The sequence below is a fragment of the Pontibacter litorisediminis genome (genome assembly GCF_029360645.1).
GTDB lineage: Bacteria > Bacteroidota > Bacteroidia > Cytophagales > Hymenobacteraceae > Pontibacter > Pontibacter litorisediminis.
In genome coordinates, this window is sequence record NZ_JARDUA010000001.1 from 560680 (window position 1) to 578800 (window position 18121).

At 53.9% G+C, this 18121-nt stretch carries 13 protein-coding genes; 1 reads left to right on the forward strand and 12 read right to left on the reverse strand.

Annotated features, from left to right (window positions below; translation table 11 throughout):
• Positions 1-2: 2 nt before the first annotated feature.
• The 11 genes from PXG97_RS02445 to PXG97_RS02495 all read right to left on the reverse strand — a co-directional run bounded on the left by PXG97_RS02445 (position 3) and on the right by PXG97_RS02495 (position 13960).
• Complete coding sequence (locus PXG97_RS02445) at positions 3-1073, reverse strand: agmatinase family protein (RefSeq protein WP_276496132.1); 1071 nt, start codon at positions 1071-1073, stop codon at positions 3-5.
• Complete coding sequence (speE, locus tag PXG97_RS02450; protein WP_276496878.1) at positions 1063-2397, reverse strand: polyamine aminopropyltransferase; 1335 nt, start codon at positions 2395-2397, stop codon at positions 1063-1065. The genes PXG97_RS02445 and speE overlap by 11 nt, the downstream gene beginning before the upstream one ends.
• A gap of 159 nt (positions 2398-2556) precedes the next feature.
• Positions 2557-3369 carry a putative phage abortive infection protein gene (locus tag PXG97_RS02455; protein WP_276496133.1) on the reverse strand — a complete coding sequence of 271 codons (813 nt, stop codon included), beginning with the start codon at positions 3367-3369 and terminating at the stop codon, positions 2557-2559.
• Between the two features lie 86 nt (positions 3370-3455).
• Positions 3456-4103 (reverse strand): chemotaxis protein CheC, encoded by a 648-nt coding sequence (locus PXG97_RS02460; protein ID WP_276496134.1) that lies wholly within the window; start codon positions 4101-4103, stop codon positions 3456-3458.
• Positions 4104-4137: 34 nt separating this feature from the next.
• Positions 4138-5778, reverse strand: a complete 1641-nt coding sequence (locus PXG97_RS02465) for a chemotaxis protein CheA (protein WP_276496135.1) — start codon at positions 5776-5778, stop codon at positions 4138-4140.
• Positions 5753-6889, reverse strand: a complete 1137-nt coding sequence (locus tag PXG97_RS02470; protein WP_276496136.1) for a chemotaxis protein CheB — start codon at positions 6887-6889, stop codon at positions 5753-5755. The genes PXG97_RS02465 and PXG97_RS02470 overlap by 26 nt, the downstream gene beginning before the upstream one ends.
• 48 nt (positions 6890-6937) lie before the next feature.
• Complete coding sequence (locus PXG97_RS02475; protein ID WP_276496137.1) at positions 6938-7312, reverse strand: response regulator; 375 nt, start codon at positions 7310-7312, stop codon at positions 6938-6940.
• A gap of 24 nt (positions 7313-7336) precedes the next feature.
• Complete coding sequence (locus PXG97_RS02480; RefSeq protein WP_276496138.1) at positions 7337-7951, reverse strand: chemotaxis protein CheW; 615 nt, start codon at positions 7949-7951, stop codon at positions 7337-7339.
• A gap of 2 nt (positions 7952-7953) precedes the next feature.
• Entirely contained in the window at positions 7954-12468 is a 4515-nt protein-coding gene (locus tag PXG97_RS02485; RefSeq protein ID WP_476744720.1) for a HAMP domain-containing protein, read from the reverse strand.
• A 149-nt stretch (positions 12469-12617) separates the two neighbouring features.
• Entirely contained in the window at positions 12618-13364 is a 747-nt protein-coding gene (locus PXG97_RS02490) for a ParA family protein (RefSeq protein ID WP_276496140.1), read from the reverse strand.
• 107 nt (positions 13365-13471) lie between these two features.
• A complete protein-coding gene (locus PXG97_RS02495; RefSeq protein WP_276496141.1) occupies positions 13472-13960 on the reverse strand; it encodes a SixA phosphatase family protein in 489 nt (162 codons plus the stop codon).
• Between the two features lie 165 nt (positions 13961-14125).
• On the opposite strand from PXG97_RS02495, the gene topA reads away from it, so the two are divergent.
• Positions 14126-16567, forward strand: coding sequence for a type I DNA topoisomerase (topA, locus tag PXG97_RS02500; protein ID WP_276496142.1), 2442 nt, complete (start codon positions 14126-14128; stop codon positions 16565-16567).
• A 121-nt stretch (positions 16568-16688) separates the two neighbouring features.
• Here topA and PXG97_RS02505 read toward each other — a convergent pair whose 3' ends face one another.
• Complete coding sequence (locus PXG97_RS02505; RefSeq protein ID WP_276496143.1) at positions 16689-17873, reverse strand: THUMP domain-containing class I SAM-dependent RNA methyltransferase; 1185 nt, start codon at positions 17871-17873, stop codon at positions 16689-16691.
• Positions 17874-18121 lie beyond the last annotated feature (248 nt).

The window sequence follows — 18121 nt, forward strand, 5'->3', positions numbered from 1 at the left end:
ATTTAGAACTGCGCCTCCAGCTTCTGCTGTGAGGCAGCCGTCCAGTTAATGAGCTTCATGAGCATGCGGGCGCCTACGTTACCGTTCCACTCGCTGTCGCCAGGAGCCACCTCACAAAGGTCGAAACCGATGATCTCGCGGCCAGATTTCACCAGCTGCTTGATCAGGAACACAGCCTGCTCAAACTCCAGCCCTCCCGGAACGGGAGTGCCGGTTGCCGGGCAAAGCTTCGGGTCCAGGCCGTCGATGTCAAAGCTGATGTATACTTTCTGCGGCAGCTGCGCAATGATCTTTTTGCACTCCTTCTTCCAGCTCTCGCCGCCGTACATGTTTTCCTTCAGCGTGCCATCATAGAAGATCGTGATACGGCCGTTAGACTGCTCTGCCAGTTCAGCCTCTGCCTGGCAAATGTCCCGGATGCCCACCTGCACCAGTTTCTTCACCTGTGGCAACTTTAGGGCGTTGAACATGATAGAGGCATGCGAGTACGTAAAGCCTTCGTAGGCATCGCGCAGGTCGGCGTGCGCATCTACCTGCAGGATGCCGAACTCCTCGTGCTTCTCGGCCAGCGCATGCATCAACCCCAGTGGGGTGCTGTGGTCGCCGCCCAGCACGCCTACCAGTTTGCCCTGCTCCAGGTAGCGCAGCGCTTTCTGCTTCAGCCAAGCCAGTAGCTCCTCTCCTTTGGCGGTCACCTCGGCTGGCAAGTTCTCAAAATCTGCCTTGCCGATCTCCGGGCTTCCGGCCTCCAGCCAGTTGATGTACGCCTCGGCTTTGTCCCGCAGGGCTTCACTGGTGGCGGACCACTCCTCGGAGATATCCTCCATGGCCACGCCCAGTTTCCAGGCATCCTTTATACTTGGCTCAAACAGGTCGAGCTGCGGAGAAGCGTCTTTTACTGCCTGCGGGCCCTGCGCCGTGCCGGCACTATACGACACCGTTACCTCCCACGGCACAGGAATGATCACCACCTCCGACTCTTCTACGGTGAATGGAAGGCCGAAAAGGCCGCCGCTGCTGTCGCCTACCCCGTTCGGGTCGAAGTTCTGTATTTTCTGTTCTTTACTGTTCATCTGTTGGTTCTGCTGAATAGGCTTCAATTGCTTTCTGAGAGCCGCTGCTTAGCAGCTCCTTCACGAAGTTTGGCAGGGCAAAGGCTGCGGCGTGTATCTCTTCGTTATAGTATTTCAGGCCCTGTTCCCGCGAGAAGCGGGTTGCCGCCTCGCGGTCGAACTGCAGCGGGTGCGAGTTGCCTTTGGAGGAGTAAGAGAAGCTCCAGGTGCCTGTCGGGTAGGTAGGAATAGCTGCCAGGTAGCAGTGTACTTTATCCTTCCCGAATATCTTCTTATAGGTGTCGTAGATCTCCACGAACACGGCACTGTTGAAGCGCGGCGACTCCGATTGGGTGATCATCACGCCGTCAGAAGTCAGGCAGCGGTATACCTGGCTGTAGAATTCCGCTGTAAACAGGCCTTCACCCGGCCCAACAGGGTCGGCAGAATCCACGATGATCAGATCGTAGCGGCCGTCCTCGCACTCGTTAATATACTTGATGCCGTCTTCCACCAGCAGGTTCAGGCGCGGGTTGTCAAATGCCACGGCCGTCTCTGGCAGGTGCAGTTTGCAGGCCTCGATCACCAGTTCGTCAATCTCCACCAGCGTCACCTCCTCCAGTTGCTCGTAGCGCAGCAGCTCGCGCACGGTACCGCCGTCACCGCCGCCAATCACCAGGGCACGCTTTGCCTTCGTGTGGCTCATCATCGGCACGTGCGTGATCATCTCGTGGTACACGTACTCGTCTTTCTGCGTGCACATCACCATGCCATCCAGCGTCAGCATGTTTCCATAGGCCAGCGTTTCAAAAACTTCCACGCGTTGGTATGGAGAATCCTTTTTGTAGAGCTGGTTGCCCGAGTGCTTCAGCGACAGGGCGATGTTCTCATCGCGCTCCGTAAACCACACATCACGCGTAATGGTACCCGGCTCCTCATTTGGCTTCGGAGACACATCACGTAACTGCTCCAGGCTAAAATCATTGCGCTTCAGCAGACCCAATTGGCCGCGGCGCAGCTCCATCGATGAACCATGCCCCGATTCAAAGGCGTCTTTCAGGTAATTGTAGGATACCCAGGGGTCTACGGAGTCGCCACAGGTAAAGAGGTCCACGGCAGCATACCCGTACTCTGGCCAGGTATGAATGGCCAGGTGACTTTCCTGAATCACCACCACACCCGAAACGCCATAAGGCGAGAAGTGGTGGAACGTGCTGTTGATGACAGTGGCACCGGCTGTTTCGGCGGCGGCTACCATGCTGTTCTCAATGTGAACCACATCGTTCATCAGCTCAGGAGAGCAATCGTAAAATTCAACTAGAATGTGTCTGCCTAAAGCGTTCATCAATAAGTATAGAAGGTTTGAAAATTGATAAGAGGGCAAAAAAACAAAATATGCCTTTATAATCAAAAGTAAAACATGGTCCCAAAGTTATACTGCTTTGCCTATCAATGGGTTAATTATTTCCGATTATGGCTGTTGCGGTGCGGGAAAATCTACCGCCTATGCATTCTGCAGCTCCTGCTGTACAATATACTCCACTTTATTCTCCTCGGCCATGTCCTCATACACGTCAAAGGCATTGCCGATCGTGCTGAACTCCTTTAGTAAGTTGAACTGTACCACGTGGTAAATCAGGAAAAGCTCGGATTGGGTGAAGTTGGCCTTGGTGATGAAACTATAATACTCGCCCTGGTCCTGCGTCTCGGTTTTATACTTCTGTATCAGCTTGAAGAGCACGCTCAGGTTTTTCAGGTACGGGTTCAGAGAGCTCTGATAAAAGGAGAAGTGGTAGGTAAAGTAGTCCTGGAAGATGTGCTGTAATTCGGCTGCGGTCTTTTCCTCCGGCCCCAGGGCCCGCACCTTTTGCACGAAAGAGGTGAGCACTTTCTCTTGAAAGAAGACAAAGAAGTTAGATCCCCGCCAGTCGCTCTTGTTGATGTCGAAGGCCACCAGAGAGTCGATAATGTCGTTATGCTTTTGGATAAAGCTGATGTAGAGCGTAGAAAAGTTCTGCTGCTGAAAGATCTTCTGCGTTTTGTGCAGCTCGAAGCGCTGCAGCTCAAACTCACGCTTTTGGTAGGTAAGGGTGGCAAAAAAGAGGAAAACCCCGGCCAGCGCCCAAAGCGACCCGACGATGCCGCCTATAAACTCGCCGTACTGCCCGAACACTCCTTCTCTGTCGGCTGGGTCGAGGTACAGCTCTTCGACAAGGTTGAATTTGATAGTGCCCCAAACCAGCACCACCGCCCCTGTGATGATTAGGACGTAACCGGTGATTTCATACTTGCTGAGGCGTTGCTTTGGTTGTGGCATAAGGGAAGTATCGCTTCATCTGAAAACCGCACGTTCACTAAGGCATCGGCCCTGGCATCAGATAAGCTACACTACTGCAATTCGGTTCAGTCGGTTTCCATCAGGTTGTTTTTGCCCAGGTTGAAGTTCCGGATGATCTCGATGATGTGCATGAATGTCTTGGAGTCGAAGAACAGCAGCAGGGGCAGCTCCACGCTTCTGTAGTTATGGGTAAAGCGGGTGATGACTGTAAACACAAGCGGCTGAAACAGAGGGTGCTGCACCAGGATATCTTTCAGGGAATCTGCAATATAGCCTTTCGGGGCTTTAGGCGGTGAACCGTATATGTTTGCTTTCAGGATATTGGCCATCTGCGTGACAAGGGCACCTGTGATAATGTTGCTGATCTCGAGCAGCAGCGACTCCTGCATCACAGACAGCTCCCCTTTCTGCACGTCGTCCAATCCTAGGCACACCTGCGATAGCCGCTCAATATGGTCGTCGGAGAAGAGCATGAGCGTAGCGCCGTTAAAGTCCCCTTTGATGTCGGACTGGATGATGACGTGTGTATCCTCATACTCCGCAACTAACTCCAGAAGCTCCTTTACCTCAATCAGCTTTAGGTCGGGCACTTTCAGGAGCACCTTGTCCTTTGCTATGGCTGCAAAGGAATCTGCGGCCCTGGCCAAGCCAATATTGAGTATTTCTTTGATAATATCTCTCTCTAACTCTGTAATCTGAGCCTCCATCATCATAGTTGTCTCTTTTGTGTTAATTTTTCCCACCGCCTCAAGCCTGCTTTCTGTGAATAAAGTAGCGCGTAATGGCCGGCACATCCAACACCAGACATACTTTACCTGTGCCTAAAAGGGTAACGCCACCATAAATGTCAATCTGGTCCAGTGGTTTGCTCAGCGGCTTCACCACTATGTCCTGCTGCCTATACAGTTTATCTACAATCAGCCCAAGCTTCCTGTTGTTGTAGGACACGATGATGATGCTCTGCACCTGTCCTTTCAGCTTGGATTTGTCACCGAGTTTCATTTCTGCCTCCGGGGCATTCAGGAGCTCGTTCAGGTAAACTACCGTAACGGTCTCCCCTTTCAGGTCTGCAATCAGCACCCCTCCTACTTCATGCAGTTCGTCCTTGTCTAAAGACACCACCTGGTCGGTGTGTATCAACGGGATAGCGAAGAAGATGCTATCCACCTCAAACAGCAGGGCGCCCTTCACAGCGATGGAGGAAGGCAACTGCAAACTAAAGGTGGTACCGCTGCCTTTCTCGGAATGTACGTTGATGCGGCCTCCAATGGAGTCAATGGCGTTCTTCACCACGTCCAGCCCCACGCCGCGCCCGGAGTATTCCGTTACTTCCTTTGCCGTCGAAAAACCCGGCTCGAAAAGAAGTGACAGCACCTCATTGTCTGCCATGCTGCGGGCCGCCTCCACCGTTACCAGCTGCTTTTCTACAGCGGTTCGCTTCACTTGCCGTAAGTCTATGCCACGGCCGTCATCCTGCAGCCGGATCAGGACATTCTCCCGATCACTCTGCGCCGCCAGTACTAACTGGCCGGTTTGGCTCTTACCCTTTGCCTCACGTTCCTCCGGCCGTTCCAGGCCATGCGTGATAGCGTTGCGCACCAGGTGCAGCAGCGAATCAGCCATGATCTGCAGGATATTCCTGTCTATTTGGATATCGTGCCCCTCCAGCACCAGGTTTACCTGTTTGCCTTCGGCCGAAGCCACGTCCCGCACAATGCGCGGGAATTTGTTGAACAGCGAACCGATGTTCACCAGGCGCGCGTCCATCACGCTGTACTGCAGGTCTTCGGTGATTCGGTAGAGGTGGGAGCTTACGCTCTTTAACTCATCGTTATTTGTCTCCCTGCTGATCGAGAGTATACGGTCCCGGTCAATCATCAGCTCCCCCACCAGGTTCATCATGTGGTCCAGCTTCTTGATCTGAATGTAGATCAGCTCAGAAAGCGCCAGGTTTTTGGAAGTGTTATACTTCTGAACCTTGGCCAGTTCGATGGTGCTGTCAGAGAGATTCTCTACTATAATATCGAGGTTGCGCAACAACAGCGGGTCCGGCTCCCCATACTTCGGGTTGTCCACGTTGTGGATGAGTTCCCCAAGCAGGTCTATCCCGTCGAAAAGCACTTTTACTACCTCATCGCTGAACGTGAGTTCTCTGTTGCGGATAAGGCTGAAGGCTGTCTCCAGTTTATGCGAGACATCCGAGATCTGCAGGTATCCGATTGCCTTGGAGTTAGCTTTCAGGTTATGCAGCAAACGGAAGATCTCGGCCAGCGTCTCATCGCTTTCCGGCTCTTTCTCTAGTACGCTGATATGCCTGTTGAGAGCATCAAAATACTCCAGCGCCTCGGCAATAAATATTTCTTTATACTCCTGTTCTCTCGATTTCATATGTGCTGTCAGTTAAACTGACCTGCTGCCCCGCTACAAGCTTGTTCAGGAACGTCGGTATTTCCTGTAAGGGCAGCACCTTGTTGATATAGCCGCCTTCAATGGCGGACTTTGCCATCCCATAGATGGTGGAGGTCTCCTCGTCCTGGGCCAGCATTATTCCTCCGCGGGCCTTGATATGAGCAGCACCAGAGGTACCGTCTTTGCCCATACCTGTTAAAATCACTCCTATCACCGTTTTAACGTCGCTTTGAGCTACTGAGCGCATTAAAAGGTCAATGGAAGGCTGGTCGAAAAGCGGGCTCTGCTCCTCTGTAAAAGCAACCGTGAGGCTTGCCTTGTTTCCCAGCACGGGCTGAACCACCATGTTGCGCCCTCCCGGCGCAACGATCACTTTGCCAGGCTTCAGCTTCTGGCCTTTACGGCCTTCCACCACTTTCAGGAGCGTAAGCTTCTGAAGCCTTTCGGCATAAGTCCGGGTAAAATTGTGCGGCAGGTGCAACGCTACTAATACGGCAGCCTGCAGGTCCGGCGAAAGTTGCCTCAGGATGCTTTCCACTGCCAGCGTACCTCCCGTAGACGCCCCTATAACGATGACGGTCTCTGCGGCGGCCTGGGTTACACTGCCTTGGGGCTCCTCCTGCAGGGCTACCTGCTGCTGCAGCACCCTTAGGCGGTCCTGTGCATCCAGCACACTGTACTCCTGAACAGCCAACACCTTCTGCAGCACCTCCTGGGCGATACTCCTATACTTTGTATAGTAGCGGCCTTTCCCGGGTTTCAGCACTACGCCGTAAACCCCGAGCTCCACAGCCTGCTTTAATAGGTTGAGGGTTAACTGCTCTTGCTGCAGGAGCAGGAGAACGGGCACCGGTTCTTCGCTGAAAATCCGCTTCAGCGCCAGCATGTTCTCGTTATCCGGCAAATCATGGTCCAGCACCACCAGGCTAACTTCTTCAGCCTTCAGGCAATTCAGCAACTCCTCATTGTTTGCGGCCAGACTCGTAACCTGTACCCCTGGTGCCGCTCCAATAATATCCTGCAACACCATACGGGAGTAACTCGAGCCATCCGCAATCAGCACACGCAACATAAAACCTTCCTCCGCCACTTCCTTAAAGTATGAAAGTACTCCTTTCTCCCCTGCTGCGAAGACGCTTTATTTAATTGGCTCGTCGGCCAGCACTTTGCTTACCACCTCTAGCACATTCTCTTCTGAAAACGGCTTTACGATATAAGACTTGGCACCATTCTCCATTGCTTCGTTCACGATCACTTCCTGGCCAACGGCGCTTACAATAATCACCCGCTGCTCCGGCTGCTCCGCTCTTATACCCTTTAGCACCTCCAGACCGGTATTATCCGGCAGGATCACATCCAAAGTAATAAGGTCTGGCTTCGTTTCCTTTGCCAGTTCCAGCGCCGTTTGCCCGTTTGGTGCCTCACCTACAATCTCATAGCCAGCATCCGTGAGCATGTTTTTGAGCATGGTGCGCATGTAGAAGGAATCGTCTACAATTAGTATTCTTTTCATACCTGGTAAAGTATAGTTTCTGATTTATAAGTTAGGCAACAGGTTCACTTCCTCCTGTGTCAGGATCTTGTGCATATCCAGCACGATGATAAGCCTGTTGTCAATTTTGGCAATCCCCTCGATAAAATTTTCGCTCACGCTCACATCCTGCAGAAATGACGGGGTTTTGTCGATCTTGGTCAGCGGCAGGTTCAGCGACTGCGGCACCTCCCTCACATCCACGCCGATGCTATAATCATCAGCCTCCACTACGAGCGTATAACTTGTTCCCGTACTTGTCATTCCGGGGTCAGGCTTGATGTTAAAGCGCCTTTCCAGATCAATGATAGCGATAATATCGCCGCGGATATTGGCCACGCCTTTCACAAAATCAGGGGTACGGGGCATGCGCGTAACACTTGGTGTAACGGTTACTTCCTTTACCTGCCCGATCCTGATGGCATATTCTTCCGTGCCAAGCCTGAAGACAATCAGGTGCACCATTTCCGGGGCAACCTGTTCTCGGGCAGCCTCTGTAACCGGTGTATCCTGCTTCTCTTGCTTATCCTTCTCAGGCGTAAGTTCAGGTTTGGCAGCCACGGGCTGTGTATCTGCTGGCACCGGCGCTGGTTTATTGGTTGTCTTCGTTTCCTTTGCCATGCCTATTTCTTGCCATCACCAATTTTCACATCATTTAGCTTACGAGGCGAATCGGTGGCCGCACGCCTGTTTCCTGTATGACTGCGCTGTTTGCGGCTGTTGGTTGGGATAGAAGTCATCAGCCCCTTACGCTCATTAAACACCAGGTTGCCATCAACCAGCTTGAAGGCAGAGATGCTCACCTGCAGGTCAGCCGCGATATCGTTCAGGTTCTGTGAGGATGAGGTCAGTTCCTGCATCGAGCCAGACAGCTGCTTGGCTGTGCTAGCTACCTGTTGCGTACCAGAGGCCGTCTGCTCGGCAATGGCTACCACTTCCTCCACATACTTCACTACGTCGCCAATGGTCGTTTTCTGAACCTCCGTCGCCGTTAAGATATCTTGCGCAGTGCGCAGTGTCTCACCGCTGGATGCTGCAATGTTTTTGAAAGCCCCGGACGCCTCGAAGGTGGCATTCTTTCCTTTCAATACACGACCCTCCATGGTAGAGATTGCCGTAGCCGCAGAGGCAGTGTCTTTCTTCACGTCCTCCACCAGTGTAGCAATCTCGCTGGCAGACTTGCGTGAACCCTCAGCCAGCTTTCGGATCTCTTCGGCTACCACGGCAAAGCCACGTCCCGCCTCACCGGCACGGGCCGCCTCAATGGCAGCGTTCAGGGCCAGCAGGTTTGTCTGTGCGGCGATATCCGTAATAACACCAAGCGATTTGGATATTTCCTGTGAGCGAGTGCTCAGTACTTCAATCGTTTTGGAGGTGAGGGCTGCTGAACTGGAGATTTCCTCCATGTTCTTCACCACCTCTGCCACTGTCTTCAGGCCGATCTGAGAGCTTTCCTCACCAAGCAAGGCTGATTTGTTCACCACCTCGGCACGGTTAGCCGTCTCTTTCGTCGCTTTCATGATCTCCTCGATCAGCTTGAAAGCCTGGTCTGTTTTAAGGGCCTGGTTCTGCGCACCCTCCGCCATTTGTTGCATGGCAAGGGCCACGTCCAGCGTCACCTTGTTCATTTCCAATCCTTTGGCAGCCATTTCTTCGGAGGAAGAGCCTACTACCAGCGAAGAATCATTGATCTCACCGAGAAGCGCGTTCAGGTTTTCTACCGCCAGGTTCAGGGCATTGGCCATATCCAAGATATCACCGGCTGTCTGCGCTTCTACTTTCTGAGTCAAGTCACCTTCGGAGATGGCACGTACCACGCGGGATACATCCAGCACCGGCGTTACGATAGACTCCAGGAGGTCGTTGAGCGTGTCCACCAGTTCCTTCCAGCTACCGCCCACACCTTGCAGTGTGGCGCGCTCGGTCAGCTTGCCTTCTACACCCGCAACCCTGGCCACACGCGACACCTCACCTGCCAGGCGGTTCAGGTCGATCACCATGGTATTGATGGTGTCTGCCAACTCGGCCATCTCGCCTTTTGCCTGCAGCGTCAGTTTTTGCGTTAGGTCACCTTTGGATACCGCTGTTACTACTTTTACGATACCCCGCACCTGCGTCGTCAGGTTAGAGGCCATGGTGTTCACGTTGTCAGTCAGGTCTTTCCATACACCCGCTACGTTCGGCACGTTGGCCTGGCCGCCCAAGCGTCCTTCAGTACCTACCTCCAGCGATACGCGCGTCACCTCCCCGGCAAAGATATTCAGTGAGTCCACCATGCGGTTCATGTTCTCCTTCAGCTCGTTCAGCTCGCCTTTCACGTCCACCGACACTTTCTGCGTTAGGTCGCCTTTGGCCACCGCAGTGGCTACCTTGGCGATGTCGCGCACCTGCAGCGTCAGGTTAGAGGCCATGGTGTTCACGTTGTCCGTGAGTTCTTTCCAGGTGCCGCGTACTTTAGGCACGTTGGCCTGGCCACCAAGGCGTCCTTCTGTACCTACTTCACGCGCCACGCGGGTTACCTCATCTGCAAATATGTTCAGCGAGTCCACCATTTGGTTTAGGTTCTCCTTCAGGTCAAGCAGCTCGCCGCGGGCCTCTACCGTGATCTTCTGACTCAGGTCGCCCTTCGCTACTGCGGTGGCCACCTTAGCGATGTCACGCACCTGCGAAGTCAGGTTAGAAGCCATGTAGTTCACGTTATCGGTCAGGTCTTTCCAGGTACCGCCCACGTTCGGCACGTTGGCCTGGCCGCCCAGCTTGCCCTCGGTGCCCACCTCGCGTGCCACGCGGGTTACTTCATCACCAAAGACGTTGAGCGAGTCCACCATTTGGTTTAGGTTCTCTTTCAGGTCAAGCAGCTCGCCGCGGGCCTCTACCGTGATCTTCTGGCTCAGGTCGCCCTTCGCTACCGCGGTGGCTACCTTGGCTATACCTCTTACCTGCGTTGTCAGGTTGGAGGCCATGATATTTACATTATCAGTCAGGTCTTTCCAAACCCCGCCCACGTTCGGTACATTGGCCTGGCCACCCAATCTACCCTCGGTACCTACTTCCAGGGCCACACGGGTCACCTCACCGGCGAAGATGTTGAGCGAGTCCACCATGCGGTTGATGTTTTCCTTCAGCTCACCCAGCTCGCCTTTCACGTCCACCGACACCTTCTGCGTCAGGTCGCCCTGTGCAACAGCCGTAGAAACGTTAGCGATATCGCGCACCTGCGAAGTCAGGTTGGAGGCCATGGTGTTCACGTTGTCGGTCAGGTTCTTCCAGGTACCGCCTACGTTCGGCACGTTGGCCTGGCCGCCCAGCTTGCCCTCGGTGCCCACTTCGCGCGCCACACGGGTTACCTCGTCTGCAAAGATGTTGAGCGAGTCCACCATCTGGTTCAGGTTCTCCTTCAGGTCGGCCAACTCGCCTTTCACATTCACTGTTATTTTCTGGCTCAGGTCCCCTTTGGCCACGGCCGTCGCCACATTCGCAATGTCACGAACCTGCAGCGTCAGGTTAGAGGCCATGGAGTTCACGTTGTCCGTGAGCTCTTTCCAGATACCCGCTACGTTGGGCACATTGGCCTGGCCACCTAGTATACCTTCTGTACCCACCTCACGTGCCACACGGGTTACTTCCGCGCCAAACACATTCAGTCGGTCCACCATTTCATTCAGAATATCCTTCAGCTCACCCAGCTCGCCTTTCACGTCCACCGACACTTTCTGCGTCAGGTCGCCCTTGGCCACCGCAGTAGCCACGTTGGCGATGTCACGTACCTGAGAAGTCAGGTTGCCAGCCATCAGGTTCACGTTATCAGTAAGTTCTTTCCAGGTACCCTCTACTCTTGGTACATTGGCTTGGCCGCCCAGCTTGCCCTCGGTGCCCACCTCGCGTGCCACACGGGTTACCTCACCGGCAAAGATGTTGAGCGAGTCCACCATTTGGTTGATGTTCTCCTTCAGCTCGGCCATCTCGCCACGCACATTCACCGTAATTTTCTGCGTCAGGTCACCTTTGGCCACGGCAGTAGCCACGTTGGCAATATCCCGCATTTGGGAAGTCAGGTTGGAGGCCATGGTGTTCACGTTGTCGGTCAAGTCTTTCCAAACACCGCCCACGTTCGGTACTCTGGCCTGGCCACCTAGGCGTCCTTCCGTACCTACTTCACGCGCCACACGGGTTACCTCACCGGCAAAGATGTTGAGCGAGTCCACCATGCGGTTGATGTTCTCCTTCAGCTCACTTAACTCCCCTTTCACGTCCACCGACACTTTCTGCGTCAGGTCGCCCTTGGCCACCGCGGTGGCCACGTTGGCGATGTCACGCACCTGAAAAGTCAGGTTGGAGGCCATGGTATTTACGTTGTCAGTCAGGTCTTTCCAAACACCGGCCACGTTCGGCACCGATGCCTGTCCACCCAATTTACCCTCTGTACCCACTTCCAGGGCCACACGGGTAACCTCACCGGCAAACAGGTTCAGGTTATCGATGGTCCGGTTGATGGTCTCGGCCATAACCTTGAAGTCGCCGGACACCGGGATTTGGAAGGTTTCATCCAGGTTACCGCGGGAAATATTCTTCAGTACCTTACCCACCTCGAGTACAGGCACCGCGATAGAATCCACCAGACCGTTGATGTTGTTGATCATATCCTTCCAGAAACCGGAAGCATTCTCGGCAGAGGCACGGGCTTTCAGGTTTCCTTCCACACCGGCTACCTTGGAGATACGCGACACCTCGCCACCAACACCACCAATCATCTCCACCATCGAGTTATAGGCCTCGGCTATATCCGCAAAGATGTCGTCGTTTTGCTTTGTCAGGCGCACCGACACGTCTCCTTTCTTAAATGCGTCGAGGGCATAAAGCACCCGGTTCAGCTGGTCACTGATGTAGTCGGGATTGCTAGGCAGTTTGCCTTGTCGCAGCTTTTTGGATGGGGCGCCCTTGTCGGCAGCTGGCTTGGCAGCACCGGCTGGAAGTTCTTTAGCCGCAGGGGCAGCAGGCTTGGCAGGGGCTTCTTCCACGACTGTAGCGGCGCCCCCTCTCTCGGCTTTAGCCTGAGGAGCATTTTTCTTCTCTTCTTTGGCTTCTACGTCACTGATGAGCTTCTCTTTACTCAACTTCAAGTTTTTACCTAAGGCCATAGTTAGTTTGGTTGGAATAGGGTATCTCTAAACCTTGTGTAGCATCGAAACAGTCCGAAGAATGGGATGTTTCGACACCGCAGGATTTCGAGTAGTGCAATTTACTATAAAAGTATCAAATTTCCTGATCTATGCGGAGGTATTCACGCTCAGGCTTCCAGGTACTCCTCCGCCAGGGCGGCATAGTCACGGGCACCATTAGAGGACGCATCGTAATCCAAAACGCTCTTCCCAAACGATGGTGCCTCGGCCAGTTTCACATTCATGCGGATCTGACTACGGAAAATCTTCTCCTTCACGTTCTCCTGCAGGTACTCCAGCACCTCCTGACTCAGCTTGCGGCGCACATCAAACATCACCACTACGACACCTTTTATTTTAAGTTTCGGGTTAAATGTTTTTTTCACCTTCTGCACCGTGTTCATAATCTGGTCGAGCCCCTGCAGCGTGAGCACCTCCATCTGCAACGGAATAAGCACCTCATGGGCAGCCGTTAAGGCATTTAGCGTCAGCACCGACAACGAGGGCGGGCAATCGATGAGGATAAAGTCGAAGCCCCGGGCCTGCGAAAGGATGGCTTTTAAAAATTTCTCCCGCTCCGGCTGCGTCACCAGCGATATCTCGATATCCACCAGTTCGTTGGAACCAGGAGCTATCCAAACACCGTTCTTCTCTACCAGCACGTCGTTTATACTTTTATCGCCCTGAAACACATCGGCCAGCGTGGACTCCGGGTTGGAAACAGCCAGCGAGTAGGAAAGGTTGCTTTGGGGGTCCAGGTCGATCAGCAGTACTTTTTTCCCCTGCTTGCTCAGGGCACTGCCCAGGTTTATGGTTGTAGTTGTTTTGCCAGTGCCGCCTTTCTGGTTAATCACGGCCACTACATTAGTCTTCATCAAGTAGGTCTTAAGGGTGCAGATTGGCGGCTTTGCGCCAGCCATGCCACTAAACTAAAGAATTAAAGTATAAATTGAAAGTAAGAAAAAGGCTGCAAGAAGTGCGCCTATGCCTTAAACTGGTCCAGCAGGTGGCCAGTGGTTATGTGTATGTCCTGCCACTGCTTTAAATCGAGGGCCACAGCCACCACGCCGGCAGGGTCCAGGTAACCAAGCTGCAGCTCATCCGTTAATTCGCGGGCAAGGCGGGTTATACCGGGGTTGTGCGCCACTAGCAGCACCTGCTTTACATGATCGGGCAGCTCGCCAAGGCCTTTGATCAGGTATGCTTCGCGGGCATTGTAGAGGTCGGGGTTGTAGTTGATCTGCTCCTCATCGAAGTATAAACGGCCTGCTATGGCACGGGCGGTGGCGTTGGCGCGGGTGGCTGGGCTAGCCAGAATAGCATCAACCTTCGAAAATTTTTCACGAAGCCATTTCCCCGTGTTTCGGGCTTGTTGCTGGCCTGCCGGTGTAAGCTCGCGTTCAAAGTCTGGCTGAAGCGGAAAAGGGTCATACGCTTCAGCATGGCGGCAGAGGAGCACAATTCTTTGCATATAGTAGATCAGGTGAACGTATAGTTATGGTGCCGGCCAACCTAGGGAGCCCGCCGGAATTTCTCGCGTAGTTAAACCCCTGTTATACGTATTGGGTTGTAATTGTTGAAAAAAAAATTTGAACTTTGGGCAAAAGTTGGCCTGTTTCGCCTGTAAATATAAAGGATGATAAAAAACCTAGTCATAGTAGAGTCGCCTGCCAAGGCAAAAACGATAGAGGGATATTTAGGGAAGGATTTCGTTGTGAAGTCCAGCTTCGGCCATGTGCGCGACCTGCCTAAGGATAACAACGCCATCGACATAGCCCACGGCTTTAAGCCGACCTATGTCATCTCCAGCGATAAGCGGGAAGTGGTGGCGCAGTTACGCAAGCTAGCGAAGGAGGCCGAGACTGTCTGGCTCGCGTCGGACGACGACCGCGAGGGAGAAGCCATCTCCTGGCACCTGACCGAGGCCCTGAACCTGAACGACGCCAAGACACGCCGCATCGTTTTCCGCGAGATCACCAAGAACGCCATTCTTAACGCCATCAGCTCCCCGCGCGGGATCGACATGGACCTGGTGAACGCACAGCAGGCACGCCGTATCCTGGACCGCCTGGTGGGTTTCGAACTGTCGCCGGTGCTGTGGAAGAAGATCAAGACCGGTCTCTCGGCCGGTCGTGTGCAGTCGGTGGCGGTGCGCCTGGTAGTGGAGCGCGAGCGGGAGATTGAGCGCCACAAAGCGGAAGCCACTTTCCGCATCACGGCTTCGTTTGATGTACAGGGCCGGACGCTGGAGGCCGAGCTCCCGCAAAAGTTCAAGACGGAGGAGGAAGCCCAGGCCTTTCTGCAAAAATGTATCGGCGCCGAGTATAAGATCGAGAACCTGGAGCAAAAGCCGCTCAAACGCAGCCCCGCTCCGCCGTTTACCACCTCTACCCTGCAGCAGGAGGCCAGCCGCAAGCTGTACTTCTCCGTAGCCCAGACCATGACCATCGCGCAGCGCCTCTACGAGGCCGGTAAGATCTCCTACATGCGTACCGACTCGCTGAACCTTTCCGACGAGGCTATCCAGGGTGCAAGCCGTGAGATCCAGCGTTCCTTTGGGGAGAAGTTCGTGAAGACCAGGCGCTTTAAAACCAAGACATCGGGAGCACAGGAAGCCCACGAGGCCATTCGCCCAACGGACTTCTCGCAGATGACCGCTAGTTCAGACCGCAACGAGCAGCGCCTCTACGAACTGATCTGGAAACGCGCCATCGCCTCCCAAATGGCCGACGCTGAGATAGAGAAAACAACCGTTACCATCGGCATCTCCACGCAGCCGGACCAGAAGCTGCAGGCCACCGGGGAGGTGATCAAGTTCGAGGGCTTCCTGAAAGTATACATTGAGTCTAAGGACGATGAGGAAGAAGGGGCTGACGAGGATGTGAAAGGCATGTTGCCGCCGCTGAGCATAGGGCAAAGTATAAACCTGCGCCAGATGCTGGCCACGCAGCGCTACAGCCGCCCGCCGGCCCGCTACACAGAGGCAAGCCTTGTGAAGAAGCTGGAGGAAATGGGCATCGGCCGACCTTCTACCTACGCCCCTACCATCTCGACCATACAAAAGCGTGGCTACGTGGAGAAAGACTCCCGCGAGGGCAAGGAGCGTAATTTCCAGGTGCTCACGCTGAAGGGCGACAACATCACCACCCAAACAAAAACCGAGATTACGGGTGCCGAGAAGGCGAAACTCTTCCCCACGGATACAGCCATGGTGGTGAACGACTTCCTGGTGGAGCACTTCCCGAACGTGATCGACTATTCCTTCACCGCGCGTGTGGAGGCCGAGTTTGATGAGATTGCACAGGGCCAGAAAGAGTGGGAAGACATGCTGGACCAGTTCTACCAGAAGTTCCACAAGCGCATTGAGTCGAGCGAGAGCATCTCCAGGGCCGATGTCTCCGGGGCCCGCGAATTGGGAACGGACCCTGTGACAGGCAAAACAGTGGTGGCCAAGCTTGGCCGTTTCGGGCCATACGTGCAGTTGGGAGAGGAGAACGAAGAAACAGGCGAAAAGCCGGTTTACGCCAGCCTGCGCAAAGGCCAGTTTATAGAGAGCCTGGCGCTGGAGGATGCGCTGGAGCTATTTAAGCTGCCACGCATTGTGGGCACGTTCGAGGACAAGGACATGACAGCGGCCATTGGGCGTTTCGGCCCTTACATCCGCCATGACAGCAAGTTCTACTCGCTACCTAAAACCCTGGACCCGCTGGAGGTGACCGCAGAGGAGGCTGTTGAACTGATACAGGCCAAGCGCAAGGCGGATGCGGAGAAAGTGATCAAAACGTTCCCGGAGAACCCGGACATCCAGGTGCTGAACGGACGCTATGGCCCCTACATTGTGGCCGGCAAAAAGAACGTGAAGATTCCGAAAGGGAAAGAGCCTAGTGAGCTGACCTTGCAGGAGTGCATGGAGCTGGCTGAGGCGACGCCGGAGAAGAAAGGCCGTGGCGGCTTTAAAAAGAAAGCCGATGCCGATAAGCCGGCAGCCGAGAAGAAAACGGCTACCAAGGCAAAAAAGGCTTCCACAGCTAAAAAAACCACGACAGCCAAAAAGGCTTCGCCAAAGAAAAAGGCATAGTCTAAAGTATACTAAAACAAAAAGAGCACCTGGATAAGGTGCTCTTTTTGTTTTAGTATACTCCGTTTCAGTGAAGGCGGTACAGATGTGCGCCTAAGCCAGGCATGGTAGCTTTCTATAGCTACTCCGCAGCCTCTTCCCCTCCTTTACGGGAGCCACGGTACAGCTCATACTTGAGCAGGCGGCATTCAATAGCGCCATTGTACAGCGGCACACGGCGCGAAGTGCGCAAGCCTACATTCTTAGCCGCCTCCAGGTTACCGGTAAAAACAAAGGCATCGTAGCCCTGGTAGTTGTTCTTCAGCGTGTCGCCTATATTTTTGTATAGCTGGTTGATGTCTTCGGACTGAATGCGCTCGTTGTAGGGCGGGTTCATCACCACCACGCCATGTTCTTCCGGCGCCTGCGTCTCAAAGAAGTTCGCCTGTTCCACCCGGATAATGTTCTCAAGCCCGGCATTTTCAATGTTATGGAGGGCTGCATCGATGTAGTCCGGGTCCAGATCGTAGCCGATGATCTGCGCCTGCGGGGTGCGCTTCTCCTTGGCCTCTGCGGTGTTCCAGACCATCTCGAAAAGCTGCTCGTTATAATCCTTCCACTTTTCGAACCCGTATGGGTCGCGGCGGAAAAGGCCGGGTGCGATGTGCTGCGCCATTAGAGCTGCCTCTATCAGGAAAGTGCCCGACCCGCACATTGGGTCTATAAAAGGAGACTTCTTGTTCCAGCCCGACAAAGCAATGATGCCGGCCGCCAATACCTCATTCAGAGGCGCTACGTTGGTTTGCAGGCGATAGCCCCGGCGGTGCAGCGAGTCACCCGAAGAATCGAGCGAGAGGGTGACCTGGTTATCGTGCATGTGCAGGTTGATACGCACATCAGGCCGGATTCTGTCCACCGAAGGCCTCTCCCCCGTCTTTGCACGGAACTGGTCTACGATGGCGTCTTTAGTGAGCTGCGCCACATACAACGAGTGCTCGAAGGTGGAGTGGCTCACGACGGCATCGATGGCGAAAGTCATGTCCACGTCCAGCACCTCCGACCAGTTTGTCTTCTGCACCTGCTCGTACAGGCTCTTCTCGTCGCGGGCCTTGAACTGGCGAATAGGCTTTAAGATACGTATGGCAGTGCGGCACCACAGGTTGGCTTCGTACAGCTGGCGCATGTTACCGGAGCAGGTCACGGCGCGGTTTCCAGCTTTCACATACTCCATGTCCAGGTCGCGCAGCTCCTGTGCCAGCACTTCCTCTAGGCCGGAGAGTGTGGTGGCTATGATGTTAAAATTCTCGGTGGGTGCTTTCTTCGCCATACTTCATTCTTTATTCAGCTGCAAAGATAGGGGTTTGCGAGTTAAAGAGTAAGAGAGTTTAGGTGTTTAGGAGTTGTGCTGAGGCAATACCTGTCAGCTTTATAGTTCTTGATTTAGAAGATAGAAAGTACAGACATCATTCAAAATAGAAGGGACTACTTTGTCATCAAAGAAAGTTTCTCCCTTTATTGGCTCCTAAACTCTCTAACTCCCAAACTCTCTAACTCTTAAACCCAAAATGTCTATCT